The sequence below is a fragment of the Gemmatimonadaceae bacterium genome (assembly GCA_020852815.1).
GTDB lineage: Bacteria > Gemmatimonadota > Gemmatimonadetes > Gemmatimonadales > Gemmatimonadaceae > SCN-70-22.
The window spans coordinates 232,748-246,858 of record JADZAN010000046.1 but is presented as its reverse complement, the minus strand read 5'-3'; the positions used below and the strand labels follow the sequence as shown (position 1 = coordinate 246,858).

Annotated in this window: 11 protein-coding genes; 10 read left to right on the top strand and 1 reads right to left on the bottom strand. The window is 69.0% G+C overall.

The window, feature by feature from the left end:
* Positions 1–32 precede the first annotated feature (32 nt).
* The 8 genes from aroC (at position 33) to hslU (ending at position 9,453) form a co-directional block, all read left to right on the top strand.
* Positions 33–1,343, top strand: a complete 1,311-nt coding sequence (gene aroC / locus IT359_21000) for a chorismate synthase (protein MCC6931480.1) — start codon at positions 33–35, stop codon at positions 1,341–1,343.
* The gene (locus IT359_20995; GenBank protein MCC6931479.1) at positions 1,340–1,894 is read left to right on the top strand and encodes a hypothetical protein; all 555 of its coding nucleotides are present in this window, start codon (positions 1,340–1,342) and stop codon (positions 1,892–1,894) included. Before aroC ends, IT359_20995 begins: the two co-directional genes overlap by 4 nt.
* Before the next feature lie 3 nt (positions 1,895–1,897).
* Positions 1,898–2,329, top strand: a complete 432-nt coding sequence (locus IT359_20990) for a DUF494 family protein (protein ID MCC6931478.1) — start codon at positions 1,898–1,900, stop codon at positions 2,327–2,329.
* A gap of 3 nt (positions 2,330–2,332) precedes the next feature.
* Positions 2,333–4,897, top strand: a complete 2,565-nt coding sequence (gene topA, locus IT359_20985) for a type I DNA topoisomerase (protein MCC6931477.1) — start codon at positions 2,333–2,335, stop codon at positions 4,895–4,897.
* Between the two features lie 136 nt (positions 4,898–5,033).
* Positions 5,034–6,395, top strand: coding sequence for a methylenetetrahydrofolate--tRNA-(uracil(54)-C(5))-methyltransferase (FADH(2)-oxidizing) TrmFO (gene trmFO, locus IT359_20980; GenBank protein MCC6931476.1), 1,362 nt, complete (start codon positions 5,034–5,036; stop codon positions 6,393–6,395).
* Positions 6,392–7,330, top strand: a complete 939-nt coding sequence (locus IT359_20975) for a tyrosine recombinase XerC (GenBank protein ID MCC6931475.1) — start codon at positions 6,392–6,394, stop codon at positions 7,328–7,330. Before trmFO ends, IT359_20975 begins: the two co-directional genes overlap by 4 nt.
* Positions 7,331–7,334: 4 nt before the next feature.
* Entirely contained in the window at positions 7,335–7,895 is a 561-nt protein-coding gene (gene hslV, locus IT359_20970) for an ATP-dependent protease subunit HslV (protein MCC6931474.1), read from the top strand.
* Between the two features lie 97 nt (positions 7,896–7,992).
* The gene (gene hslU, locus IT359_20965; GenBank protein ID MCC6931473.1) at positions 7,993–9,453 is read left to right on the top strand and encodes an ATP-dependent protease ATPase subunit HslU; all 1,461 of its coding nucleotides are present in this window, start codon (positions 7,993–7,995) and stop codon (positions 9,451–9,453) included.
* A 48-nt stretch (positions 9,454–9,501) separates the two neighbouring features.
* Here the strand turns inward: hslU and IT359_20960 are convergent, their stop codons facing one another.
* A complete protein-coding gene (locus IT359_20960; GenBank protein MCC6931472.1) occupies positions 9,502–11,700 on the bottom strand; it encodes a PAS domain-containing protein in 2,199 nt (732 codons plus the stop codon).
* A 296-nt stretch (positions 11,701–11,996) separates the two neighbouring features.
* On the opposite strand from IT359_20960, the gene argF reads away from it, so the two are divergent.
* Positions 11,997–12,908, top strand: coding sequence for an ornithine carbamoyltransferase (gene argF, locus IT359_20955; GenBank protein ID MCC6931471.1), 912 nt, complete (start codon positions 11,997–11,999; stop codon positions 12,906–12,908).
* A 66-nt stretch (positions 12,909–12,974) separates the two neighbouring features.
* The gene (gene gcvT, locus IT359_20950; GenBank protein MCC6931470.1) at positions 12,975–14,087 is read left to right on the top strand and encodes a glycine cleavage system aminomethyltransferase GcvT; all 1,113 of its coding nucleotides are present in this window, start codon (positions 12,975–12,977) and stop codon (positions 14,085–14,087) included.
* The last annotated feature ends 24 nt before the right edge of the window (positions 14,088–14,111 follow it).

The following is a 14,111-nucleotide window of genomic DNA, read 5'->3' as shown; positions in this document are numbered from 1 at the left end:
GGCTCGCGCGTTTTTTCCCAGGACGCGATCCAATGCTCCGTTTCACCACCGCGGGCGAGTCGCACGGTCCCGCGCTCGTCTCGATCCTCGAGGGGGTCCCGGCCGGACTCCCGGTCACCGCCGAGCAGGTCAACGCCGACCTTTCCCGCCGCCAGCAGGGGTACGGCCGCGGGCGGCGCATGCAGATCGAGAAGGACGAGATCGAGTTCCTGTCGGGGGTGCGCGGCGGCGAGACGTTAGGCGGTCCGGTGGCGATGCTGGTGCGCAACCGCGACTGGAAGAACTGGGCGGAGATCATGGACCCGGCGTTGCGCCCCGAGGATGCCTCAGGGGCGCGCAAGCGCGCGGTGACGCGCCCGCGGCCGGGACACGCCGACCTGGCGGGGCTCCTCAAGTACGATCGCGACGACGCCCGCGACATCCTGGAGCGCGCCTCGGCGCGCGAGACGACGGCGCGCGTGGCCGCCGGCGCCATCTGCCGCCAACTGCTCGCCGCCTTTGGCGTCCGCGTCGAGTCGCATGTCATCTCGCTGGGCGGGATCGATGCCAAGATCCCGGCGCTTCTTCCGCACGACCTCAACCTGGTGGCCGACGCCTCGCCCGTGCGCACGCTCGACCCCGATGCCGAGCAGCGGATGATCGAGCTGATCGACGAGGCCAAGCGCGCCGGCAACACGTTAGGCGGCGTGTGCGAGGTGCTGGTGAGCGGGCTCCCCGTAGGGTTGGGGTCGCACGTGTCGTGGGACCGCAAGCTCGATGGGCGGCTCGCGGCGGCCGTGATGTCGATTCCCGCCGTGAAGGGGGTCGAGATCGGGCTGGGCTTCGAGGCGGCCGAGCGCCCGGGCTCGCAGGTGCACGACGAGATCGACGCCGCCGCCGGCCGCACGCTGGCCGGCAACGTCCAGCGGCGCAGCAATCGCGCCGGCGGGTTGGAGGGAGGGATCACCACGGGGGAGCCGCTCGTTGTGCGCGTGGCCATGAAGCCGATTGCCACGCTCATGCGCCCGTTAGGCACGGTGGAGATTCCCACGGGCGAGGCGGCGGCGGCGGTGGCCGAGCGCTCCGACGTCACGGCCGTGCCGGCAATGGGAGTCATCGCCGAGGCGATGGTTGCGTTCGTGCTCGCGCAGGCGTGGCTGGAGAAGTTCGGCGGCGACTCGCTGCGCGAGACCAGGCGCAACGTCGAGGGCTACCTGGGGCGCGTGGCGCAGCGCGTGGGGAGCGGGCGCCTGGCGGCGGCCGTTGCGGCTGACGGAAGTTCCACCGGCGATGCGGCGCCCGACAGCGCTCCGGCGCCTGCCGCCGCGCGGCCAGACGGCGCGACGGTCGCGGACCCCGCGTGAGCGCGCCGGCAGCGACAGCGGCTCGCAGCGTTCACCTCGTCCTGGTCGGGCTCCCGGGGGCGGGGAAGTCGACGATGGGCGAGCGCCTGGCGTCGCACCTCGGCGTCCCGTTCGTCGACCTGGACCGGGAAATCGAGCGGGAGGCGGGGCAAAGCGTCGCCGAGATCTTCGCGCGCGACGGGGAAGGGGGCTTTCGCGCCCTGGAACGGGAGGCGACGCGGCGACTGGCGCTGGCCCCGTCAGGGGTGGTGTCGCCGGGGGGGGGATGGATCACGCAGCCCGACGTGGTGTCGCTCCTTCGCCCCCCCGCGCGCATCGTCCACCTGCGCGTCTCGCCGGCCACCGCGCTGGCCCGGATGGGGAACGAAGTGGGCCTCCGTCCTCTACTTAGGGGGAGCGATCCGCTGGCCCAACTGGCCCGCCTGGAGCGGGAACGAGCGGCGGCGTACGCCACGGCAGACGCCGTACTGGATACCGAAACTCTTGCGTTGCAAGAACTTGTCTCAAGGGCGGCCGAGCTTGCCACGTCTTGGGGCGTGGGGATAGGTTAGGCCATGGACGATCGCCTGTCGCACCTCCTGACCCGGCTCCGCGAACGCTTTCCCGGCGGCGCGGAGGTCTCGGAGGTCGAGGCATTCCTGTCGTCGGAAGGGTACGATCGGCGCGAAATCGGTGAGATCATGTTGGCTTGGCTCACCGATAATTCACTGCACGCCGAACCCCGGCCGGCTTCGGTCAAGTCGTCGTCCATCCCGTTCCGGGTACTCGGCCCGCACGAGCGCGGGCGCTTCACGACCGAGGCGTGGGGGCACCTGCTCTCGCTCTCCCACGCCGGCCTGGTGACCGCCACCGAGCTGGAAGGGGTCATCGATCGCGCGCTCTCGCAGCTCGAGGGACGCATCGCCCTGGATGATCTTCGCGCACTGATGGAGTCGGGAGGGCCCGACGAGTTGGGCCCCCCTCCCGACCATGTGACCATACACTGAGCCATGCCAGTCAAGAAGAAAGCTGTCGACGAGACCGAAGCGCCAACCACGCGCCGCATTGCGGGGCGTGGCGCTTCTGCACGACCGTCGGCCAAGAAGAGCACCAAGCGCACGGCGGCGGCCAAGCGGAGCAAGTCGACCAAGGCTCCCGCCGCGTCGACGCGCACTCGGCGAAGCGCCGCTGTCGCCGAGGTCGAGGAGCCAGTTGTCGCCGGAACGTCGGCGCTGGTGATCGTCGAGTCGCCGGCCAAGGCCAAGACCATCGGGAAGTACCTGGGGCGCGGCTATCGCGTGAAGGCGACCATCGGGCACGTGCGTGACCTCCCGGAGAAGAAGCTGGGGATCGATGTCGACAAGGGATTCGAGCCCGAGTACGTCACGATTGCCGGGAAGGAGAAGACGATGGCCGAGTTGAAGGCTGCGGCGAAGGAATCGACCGCCGTCTTCATCGCCACCGACCCTGATCGCGAGGGCGAGGCAATCGGCTGGCACGTGGCGGAGCAGATCCGCCGGAAGGGGGGGGCGCCGATCCGGCGCATCCTCTTCCATGAGATCACCAAGGATGCGGTGCGCTCGGCGATGGATCGCCCGCGCGACATCGACATGAAGCTCGTCGACGCGCAACAGGCGCGGCGCGTGCTGGACCGCCTCGTCGGCTACAAGGCGTCGCCACTGCTGTGGAAGACGGTGAAGAAGGGGCTCTCGGCGGGGCGCGTGCAGACCGTGGCGTTGCGGCTGATTGTCGAGCGCGAGCGCGAGATTCGCGCATTCCGGGCGCAGGAGTACTGGTCGGTTGCCGCGGAGCTGGAGAAGGGCGGGCAGAAGTTCACCGCCAAGCTGCACGCGATCGACGAGAAGAAGGTGGAGATCCCCAACGCGGGAATGGCGACGGGGATCGTGGACGACGTGACGCGCGCCGCGGCGCAGCTGGCGGCGTCGCTGAAGAAGTCGGCGCAGGGGGCGTTAGGCGTCTTTCCTGTCGCCGACGTCAAGCGCCGCGAGCGCCGCAAGAACCCGGCGGCGCCGTTCACCACCTCGACGCTGCAGCAGGAGGCGGCCAAGAAGCTCGGCTTCGGCTCCAAGCGCACCATGCGCCTGGCGCAGGATCTCTACGAGGGGATCGAGCTGGGGAAGGATGAAGGGGCGGTCGGCCTCATCTCGTACATGCGTACCGACTCCACGCGCGTGGCGGAGAGCGCGGCGCTGCAGGCGCGCGAGGTGCTGGAGCAGCAGTTCGGCAAGGGATACCTGGCCACGGCGCCGCAGCTCTACGGCTCGACGTCGGCGCGCGGACAGGCGGCACAGGCGGCCAACGCGCAGGACGCGCACGAAAGCGTGCGCCCCACCGACCCGTCGCGCACCCCCGATTCGGTGCGGAAGTACCTCAAGGACGACCAGTTCAAGTTGTACCAGCTCATCTGGCAGCGCTTCATGGCGTCGCAGATGGCGCCGGCGATCTTCGACACGACCACCATCGACTTCAAGGTCGAGGGCGACGCGCGGCGCTACCAGTTCCGTGCAACCGGCTCCGTGGTGAAGTTCCGCGGCTTCCTGGCGCTCTATCGCGAGGCGCGCGAGGACGGCGAGGGGAAGGCGCTCGAGGACGAGCAGGCGCTCCCGGTGGCCGAGGTGGGGGAGAAGATCCCGCTCAACGCGCTCACCCCCAACCAGCACTTCACGGAGCCGCCGCCGCGCTACTCCGAGGCGTCGCTGGTGAAGGAGCTGGAGCGGCTGGGGATCGGGCGCCCGTCGACGTACGCGTCGATCATCTCCACGCTGGCTGACCGGCGCTACGTCCTGCTGGAGCAGCGCCGCTTCACCCCCACGTCGTTAGGCGAGAGCGTGGAGAAGGTGATGGTCAAGCAGTTCCCCAACGTCTTCAACGTGGGCTTCACGTCGGAGATGGAGGAGGAACTCGACAAGATCGAGGACGGCTCGCTCGAGTGGCGCCGCGTGCTGAAGGACTTCTGGCGCCCGTTCGAGGAATCGCTCGAGGACGTCGACCTTCCGGCGCTCATCGGCGAGGCGCACGACCTCTCGGCGCTGGACAAGGAGCGCTGCCCCAAGTGCGGTGGCAAGCTGGTGCCCAAGGGGGGCTTCTTCGGCCCGTTCGTCGCCTGCGAGAACCATCCCAAGAACTGCGACTACACGCGCCCCGTCTCCGGTGAGCGCAAGCCGGCGCAGCTGACGGAGTACAAGTGCCACGAATGCGGCGCGCCAATGGTCGTGCGCCATGGCCGCACCGGCGACTTCCTCGGTTGCTCGAAGTTTCCCAAGTGTCGCGGCACGCGCTCCATGCCCACCGGGGTGCGCTGCCCCAAGGACAACGGAGAAATCGCCCAGCGCCGCAGCAAGGCGCGCGGGAAGATCTTCTTCGGCTGCGAGAACTACCCCAACTGCGACTTCGTGGTGTGGGACCGCCCCGTTGCCGAGACCTGCCCGGAGTGCGGCTACGTCGGCGCCGAGGGCAAGTCGAACAAGACGCGCGGCGAGTACCGCCGCTGCCTCAAGTGCCAGAACGAGTGGGACGTGACGCGCCCCGAGGAGGAAGTGGCGGCAGCAGTCTGAGGTGAGAAGACGAGAAGACGAGAGGACGAGAAGACGAGGTTTGGACCCTCGAGCGCCAGACTCGGCGCGGGGTACGCCCTTCTCGTCCTCTCGTCTTCTCGTCTTCTCGTCCTCTCGTCCTCTAGATTGTCGCGGTATGTCGAAGTCCGGGAGCGCGGTTCACATCGTCGGCGGAGGGCTCGCCGGGAGCGAGGCGGCGTGGCAGCTCGCCGAGCGTGGGCACGCGGTGGTGCTGCATGAAATGCGGCCGGTGCGCGGCACGGAGGCGCACAAGACCGACCGGCTGGCCGAACTCGTCTGCTCCAACACCTTCAAGAGCACCGAACTTTCCAACGCGCACGGACTGCTCAAAGCCGAGATGCGCGCACTCGGCTCGCTCATCCTCACGGCGGCCGACGAGGCACGTGTCGCGGCCGGTTCGGCGCTGGCGGTGGACCGCGACCTCTTCTCGGCGGGAGTGCACGATCGCCTGCTGGCGCATCCGCGCCTGACGGTGGTGCGCGAGGAGGTGACCGCGCTTCCCTCGCCGGGAATCATCGCTACGGGGCCGCTGACATCCAGCGCGCTGGCCGAGGCGATCCGCGCGCGCCTGGGCGGCGAGGCGCTTGCCTTCTACGACGCCATCGCGCCCATCATCGCCGTCGACTCGATCGACCACACGGTCGCCTTTCGCGCCTCGCGCTACGACAAGGAGACAATGGATGGGGCGAGTGACGAAGGGGCGTACCTCAACTGCCCGTTCACGCGCGCCGAGTACGAGGCCTTCATCGACGCGTTAGGCTCGGCGGACCAGTTTCATGCGCATGAGTTCGACGCGGTCCCGTACTTCGAGGGGTGCATGCCCGCCGAGGAGATGGTGAAGCGCGGGCGCGACACGCTGCGGTTCGGGCCCATGAAGCCGGTGGGGCTCACCGACCCGCGCACCGGGCGCCGTCCGTGGGCGGCGTTGCAGCTGCGGCGCGAGGACAAGGGTGGCCAGATGTGGAACATGGTGGGTTTCCAGACGCGGCTTCGGATCCCCGAGCAGCAGCGCGTCTTCCGCATGGTCCCGGGGCTCGCCGAGGCCGAGTTCCTGCGCTACGGCTCCATCCACCGCAACAGCTACCTCAACACGCCGGCCTCGCTCACGCCGCATCTCTCGCTGCGCGACGATGCGCAGCTGCTCTTTGCCGGGCAGCTCACCGGGGTGGAGGGATACACGGAAAGCTCGGCGACCGGGCTGCTGGCGGGGATCAACCTGTCGCGACTCCTGCGCGGCGAGGCGCCGGTGCTCCCGCCGCCACGCACCATGCTGGGTGCGCTCTATCGCTACCTGCGCGAGGCCGATCCGCGCCACTTCCAGCCAATGAACGCCAACTTCGGATTGCTGGACGAGCTCCCCGACCCGCCGCGCGACAAGCGGCTCAAGAAGGAGCGGCTGTCGGAGCGCGCGTTAGGCGAGCTGGCGGAGTGGATGGCCGCCACCGGCGAGGCGCCGGTGAGCGTCGGCGCGCGATGAGCGACGAGCGGCCGCCCCGCCCCGGCGAGCTCGCCGAGTTTCTCCTCCACCTGGAGAAGGAGCGCGACGTGTCGCCGCACACGCTCAAGGCGTATGCGCGCGACCTGGACGGCTTCGTGAGCTATCTCTCGCAGCAGCGCGGCAGCGAGTCGTTGGCGTGGGATGGCGTGGACCGCCTGGTGATGCGCGGCTACCTGGGCTACCTCACCCGCAAGGGACTGGGCAAGCGGTCGATTGCGCGCGCCCTGTCGGCGCTGCGCACCTTCTATCGCTTCCTGCAGCGCGAGGAGGTCGTCGACGCCAACCCGGCACGCGCCGTCGGCTCGCCGAAGCTGGAGAAGTACCTCCCCGGTTACCTCGATCGCGCCCAGGTGGACATCCTTTTCCAGGCAGCCGAGGCGCGCGCGTGGGAGGGGGCGTTTCCCGACGTGCGCAACTTCGCCATCCTCGAGCTGTTCTACTCCACCGGATTGCGCCTGTCGGAGCTGCGCGGGATCAGCACGGGCGACCTGGACCTGGTCTCGCAGCAGGTCAAGGTGCGCGGCAAGGGGCGCAAGGAACGCATTGTACCCGTTGGCGACCACGCGCAGCGCGCGCTGCGGAACTACGAAGCGCGGCGTGACGAGCTGCTGCGCCAGGTGGGGAATGCCGGCGACCGGCGCGCCTTCTTCCTCTCGCGCACCGGCAAGCGGATGAGTGCCCGTGCCATCCAGCTCGTGGTCACGCGCTTCCTGGACCAGGTGGACGAGGACGCGGGGCTCTCGACGCACTCGCTGCGCCATACCTTTGCCACGCACCTCCTCGACGCCGGCGCCGACCTGCGCGCCGTGCAGGAGCTCCTGGGCCACGCCAGCATCTCCACCACGCAGATCTACACGCACACCAGCGTCGAGCGCCTCAAGCAGGTGCACCAGAAGGCACACCCCCGAGCCTAACGCCATGTCTTCGCACTCCGCCTCGTTCCCCGGCTTTCACGCCACGACCATCATCGCCGTGCGCCGCGACGGCAAGATCGCCATTGGTGGCGACGGACAAGTGACACAGGGCGACACGGTCATGAAGGCGCGCGCCCAGAAGGTGCGGACGCTGGCCGGCGGTCGCATCGTCGCCGGCTTTGCCGGGGCCACCGCCGACGCCTTCACCCTCTTTGACAAGTTCGAGGAAAAGCTCGAGCGCTACAGCGGCAACCTGCCGCGTGCCGCCGTCGAGCTCGCGCGCGACTGGCGTTCCGACCGCGTCCTGCGACGCCTCGAGGCGCTCCTCATCGTGGCCGATGCCAACAACGGCTTCCTCCTCTCCGGCACCGGCGACGTCATCGAACCCGACGACGGGATCCTCGCCATTGGCTCCGGCGGGAGCTACGCGCTCGCCGCTGCGCGCGCCCTGGCAGGCAACACGACCCTCACCCCGGCCGAGATCGTCCGCAAGTCGCTGGAGATTGCCGGCGACATCTGCGTCTACACCAACCAGAACATCACCGTCCTGGAGCCGACCGCCTGACGAGGACGCGAGCGCGCGGCCCGCGGCCGCCGCACTTCCGTCCCCCCCCAGCCTTCGCTGGGGCAAGCGTTCCCCCGTCTCCCGTCCAGAGAACGTCATGAACTCGAGAATCGACCAGGCGCTCGAGCGCCTTGCAGACCTGACCCCGCGGCAGATCGTCGCCGAGCTCGATCGCTACATCGTCGGGCAGCACGACGCCAAGAAGGCCGTCGCCATCGCGCTCCGCAATCGCTGGCGGCGGCAGCGCGCCGCGGAGCCGATCCGCACCGAGATCTCGCCGAACAACATCATCCTCATCGGCCCCACTGGCGTGGGGAAGACGGAGATTGCGCGGCGGCTGGCGCGCCTCTCCGGTGCGCCGTTCGTGAAGGTCGAGGCCTCCAAGTTCACCGAGGTGGGGTACGTGGGGCGCGACGTGGAGGCGATGGTGCGCGACCTGGTCGAGAGCGCGATCGACATGGTGCGCACCGAGCGTGAGGGCGAGGTCGAGGACGTCGCGCAGGAGCGCGTCGACGAGCGCCTGCTCGACCTCCTCCTCCCGGTCCCCGCCGAAGCCAAACCAGCGGCAGCGACTGAGCCAGGGGGCGATGGCTCGTCAGGCAGCAACGTCTTCCTCGTGTCCTCCAGCGGCGCCGTGCAGCAGGAGAAGGACACCGACGCGGCGCGCGAACGCTACCAGCGCACGCGCGACAAGCTCCGTCAGCTGCTCAAGGACGGGCAGCTCGAGCAGCGCGAGGTGGAGGTCGAGGTCATGCCGCCGCCAGCGCCCATGTTCGACGTGTCGACGATGCCGGGGTCGCGGGAGGGGATGGAGTCGATCTCCGACATGCTCCAGGACATGCTCCACCGGCGCCCCAGGAAGCGCATGCTCAAGGTCGCCGACGCTCGGCGCATCCTCCTGGAGCAGGAATCGCAAAAGCTCATCGACACGGAAGACGTGGTGACCGATGCGCTCGACCGTGTGGAGAAGATGGGGATCATCTTCCTCGACGAGATCGACAAGATCGCCGGCACGCGCGGCGAGACGCACGGCCCCGACGTGTCGCGCGAGGGGGTGCAACGCGACCTCCTTCCCATTGTCGAGGGTTCCAACGTGCAGACGAAGCACGGGATGGTGAAGACGGACCATGTCCTCTTCATCGCCGCCGGCGCCTTCCATGTGTCGAAGCCGAGCGACCTCATTCCCGAGTTGCAGGGTCGCTTCCCGATCCGCGTCGAGCTCAAGCCGCTCACCGAGGGCGACTTCGTCCGCATCATGACGGAGCCGGAGAATGCGCTGACAAAACAGTACGCGGCGCTGGTCGAGGCCGATGGGGCGTCGCTGACCTTCACCGACGACGGCGTGGCGGAGCTGGCGCGCCTGGCGGCGCTGGCCAACGTGCGCATGGAGAACATCGGGGCACGGCGGCTGCACACGGTGATGACCACGCTGCTCGAGGAGATCCTCTACACGCTCCCTGACCCGGACACCACTTTGGTGACCGTGGACCGGGCCATGGTGCAGGCTCGCCTCAAGGGCGTGCTGGAAGACGAGGACCTGCGGAAGTACATCCTCTGACCGGCGGTGCCGTGCACCTGGCGGGTGCGCGGCTTCGCGCAGTGCGCGCTACCGGGCGGTGACGGGGTTGTCGGCGCCTAACAGTTCGAAGAGGCGCGCAATCGAGCGCTGGTCCAGCGGCTTGGCGATGTAGTTGTCCATCCCCGCCGCGAGGCAGTGCTCGCGATCCTGCTGGAAGGCGTTGGCCGTCATCGCCACGATCGGCGTATGCATGCCGCGCGGGCGCTCGAGCGCCCGGATGCGCGAGGTGGCCTCGAAGCCGTCCATCTCGGGCATCATGCAGTCCATCAGCACCAGGTCGAAGGCGTGCATCGCAAGCGTCGCCCGCTCGAATGCCTCGATGGCCTCGCGCCCGTTGCCGGCGTGCGTGACCCGGTGCCCCGCGCGTTGCAGGAGCTGCGAGGCGACGAGCGCGTTGATGTCGTTGTCCTCCACGAGGAGGACATGCCGCGGAGCCTGCAGCGAGGCGATGGTCGACGGGGTGCGCGCGCGCGCCCGCACGCCGAGCCGCTCATCGCTGAGCGTCGATTCCGAGGGGAGCCAGTCCAGCACCTCCACCGGGATCGTCACCGCGAAGGAACTCCCCACGTTCACGGTGCTCTCGACGGTGAGCGTCCCCCCCAGGAGCACGACGAGGTGCTGGACAATGGCCAGCCCGAGCCCGGTCCCGCCGTAGCGCCGCGTGGTCGACGTGTCGGCCTGCGTGAACTTCTCGAAGATGTACTTCCGCTGTTCGGGGGCGATGCCGATCCCCGTGTCCTTCACCGTCAGCTGCAGCGCCGGATGCGCGCGGTCGCCCGCGGTCTCGAGCGCGACGTGCACGCCGCCGCTGGCGGTGAACTTGACGGCGTTCCCCACGAGGTTGGTCACGATCTGCCGCAGGCGCGTGGCGTCGACCAGCACGCGCCCGGGAAGGTCCGGCGCGCACGTCATGGTAAGCGCCAGCCCCTTGGCCTGCGCCCCCGCGCGCAGCAACTCCACCGTGTCGCGCAGCGCAGGCCCCGGCGCGAACGGCACCGGCTCCAACGCCAGCTTGCCGGCCTCGATCTTCGAGAGGTCGAGGATGTCGTTCAGGATCGACAGCAGCGATTGCGCCGACGCCAGCGACGTCTCCGCAAACTCGCGCTGGTCGTGCGAGAGCGGCGTGTCGAGGAGCAGGCTGAGCATCCCCATCACCCCGTTCATCGGCGTGCGGATCTCGTGGCTCATCGTCGCCAGGAAGTCGGACTTGGCGCGGTTGGCCGCCTCCGCCGCGTCGCGCGCGCGACGCAGCTCCTCCTCCATGCGCCGCCGCCGGATCATCCCCGCCAGGATGCTCGCCGCCGCGAAGAGGAACTCGTCGTCCTGCGCGTTGTTCGCTCTCGCCTCCAGCGCCTGCGACAGGAAGAGGCCGATGGTTGCCCCGTCCGACATGATCGGAACCGCGCACGTCGACTCGGCGGTCACGCCGTCGCCTGCGGCAGCACTCAGCGTGGCCGAGCGATGGATGGGCGTCGAGGTGAAGATGCGCGCGGCGAGTGGCTGTTCCTCCGCGACGCGATGGGCGAGTTGCTCCATGGCCGCATCGCATGCCCCCGCCCCCCACTTCGCCGCGCACTTGAGCGATCCGAACGATTCGTCGGCGAGGACGATCGCCAGGCGCGCCCGCGGGCCGAACATCGGCGCCGACGCCATCGTCTCCAGCGCCCGGCGCAACAGCTCGGGGAGCTCGGCGTCGTCCAGGCCGGCGCGCAACAGCGACGTCAGCACGCGCTGGTTGGAGTAGGCGCGCTCCATCGCCCCCTGCGCGGGGCGCCGCTCCACGCGCTCCAGCGAGCGCATGTGATCCGTGATGTCGCGGTGCCAGCCGGTCATGCGCACCGGCTCCCCCTGCTCGTCGCGCAGCACCACGGCGCGCGCCACGACCCAGCGGTACGAGCCATCCTTGTGCCGCATGCGGAACTCGGCCTCGTACACGGCCGACTCCCCGGCAATGGCCGATTGCAGCTGTGCGAGGGCGCCCGGCAACTCGTCCGGGTGCACCAGCCGCGGCCACGTCACCAGCTCGTTAGGGAGCTCGTCGTCCGCGTAGCCGCAAATGCGCTTCCACTCGGGCGAGAGAAAGATCGCATTGGTGCGCATGTCCCAGTCCCAGAGGCCATCGCGCGCGCTCTGCGCGACCAGGTGGGACCGGTCGCGCGTGTGCTCCGCGGCGCACGAGGCGTCAGGAGCAACGGAAACGGTTGACGGATGGACGGGATCCGGCATTCGGAGTTGGTGACGGGAACGAGGTGACGCCGTGCGTCCGCCGCCACCCGCCTCGAAGTCTCGACCCGCGCGCAGGGAAAGTGGAGCGCGGCGCTGCGGTTTTTTGGAGGCGATCCGGGATGAAGTCGTTTGAAGGATTGCGAGGGTATTCCGGCTCCCGCCGAGCCCTGCGTGGGGTGCCGCCCCCCGCGAGGCGCCCTTAGCTTATTCCCCCCTCTGGATCGATGCCCGGCTGGGCGCACGCCTCCAGGCGCGCACGCCTCGGCCGCTCGACGAATTCCCGCCATATCCCGCACATGTCGCACCGCGATTTCCTCGCCATTCCCGACTTCACCAGCGACGAGCTGCTGGCGCTCTTCGACCTCGCCGAGTCCATGCGAAGCGGGCGGTACGACAAGAAGCCGCTCATAGGGAAGTCGCTGGCGATGATCTTCATGAAGTCGTCCACCCGCACCCGCGTCTCGTTCGAGGTGGGGACGTGGCAGCTGGGCGGCGCCGCCTGGTTCCTCTCGCCGCGCGACGTGCAGATCGGGCGTGGCGAGCCGATTGGCGATACGGCGCGCGTCCTGAGCCGGTACGTGAACGGGATCATGATCCGCACCTTCTCGCATCAGGATGCGGTGGAGATCGCGACGCACGCGTCGATTCCGGTGATCAACGGGCTCACCGACTTCCTGCATCCGTGCCAGGTGCTCGCCGACGTGCTCACCATGCGGCAGCACCTGGGAACGCACGAGGGGCAGGTGGTGGCCTGGGTTGGCGACGGGAACAACATGGCCAACTCCTGGATCAACGCCGCGTACCGCCTGGGCTTCGAGCTGCGCCTCGCCTGTCCCGAGGGATTCGATCCCGACGCCGGGCTCCTCGCGCGGGCCCGCGAGCGAACGCGCGTCGAGCTCGTCCGCGACCCGCGCGAGGCGGCGCGGGGGGCCACCGTCGTCACCACCGATGTCTGGGCATCGATGGGGCAGGAAGAGGAGCAGGCGGCGCGCGAGCGGGCCTTTGCCGGCTTCACCGTCGATCGCGCCCTCATGGCCAACGCCGAGCCTAACGCGATCTTCCTGCATTGTCTTCCCGCGCATCGCGGTGAGGAGGTGAGCGCCGAGGTGATCGACGGCGATCAGAGCCGCGTCTGGGACGAAGCCGAGAACCGGCTGCACATCCAGAAGGCGATCATGGCCGTGCTGATGGGTGGCGAGGCGCTGTAGGCCGGTCGCCTTCGCCACCCCCCGCGGGCATATTTCCTCCGCAGCTTTCCTCCTTCCTGAGCCATCATGTCCGACGCGACGACCGCCCCCCTCAAGCGCACCCCCTTCCACGACCTCCACGTAGCCCTGGGCGCCAAGCTCGTCCCCTTCGCTGGGTACGAGATGCCGGTGCAGTATCCCACTGGGATCACCGTGGAGCACAAGGCGGTGCGCGAGCAGTGCGGTCTCTTCGACGTGTCGCACATGGGCGAGTTCCTCGTGCGCGGCCCGCAGGCGGTGGACTTCGTGAACTACGTGACCACCAACAACGCCGCCTCGCTCGCCAGTGGCCAGGTGCAATACTCGGGGATCCTGAACGACCGCGGGACCTTCGAGGACGACTGTCTCGTGTATCGCGAAGGTGACGGCATCCTCATGGTCGTGAACGCGTCCAACAAGGACAAGGACTTTGCCCACATCTCCACCCAGCTCGCGAAGTTCGACTGCACCCTCACCGACGTCAGCGACGACGTTGCCCTGCTCGCCCTGCAGGGGCCGGTGGCCAAGGACGTCCTGCAGCCGCTGACCGACGTCGACCTTTCGGCCATCCAGTACTATCACTTCGTGATGGGGAGCGTGGCCGGCGTGCCGAACGTGTGCGTCTCGCGCACGGGGTACACCGGCGAGGACGGCTTCGAGCTGTACTTCCCGCCGGCGCATGCCGTGACGGTGTGGAACGCCCTCACCGCCGATGCGCGCGTGACCCCCACGGGACTCGGCTGCCGCGATTCGTTGCGCCTGGAGATGGGGATGGCGCTGTACGGGAACGACATCGACGACACTGTGACTCCGCTCGAGGCCAACCTCGGGTGGATCACGAAGATTTCGAAGGGCGACTTCGTGGGGCGCGAGGCACTCGTCAGGCAGAAGGCGGCCGGTGTCCCGCGCAAGCTCGTCGGCTTCACCTTCACCGAGCGCGCCATCCCGCGCCATGGCTATCCGGTCTTCTGCAACGGCGAGCCCTCGGGGACGGTTTGCTCGGGGACGATGAGCCCATCGCTCGGCATTCCGATCGGGACATGCTACCTGCCCACGGCACCGTCGGGCGAAGGGAGCGCGTTCGAGGTCGAGATTCGCGGCAAGCGCGTCGCCGCCACCGTGGTGAAGATGCCGTTCTACAAGAACGCCTCCCACCTCTAAGCGTTGGCAGCGCCCACGCACGGG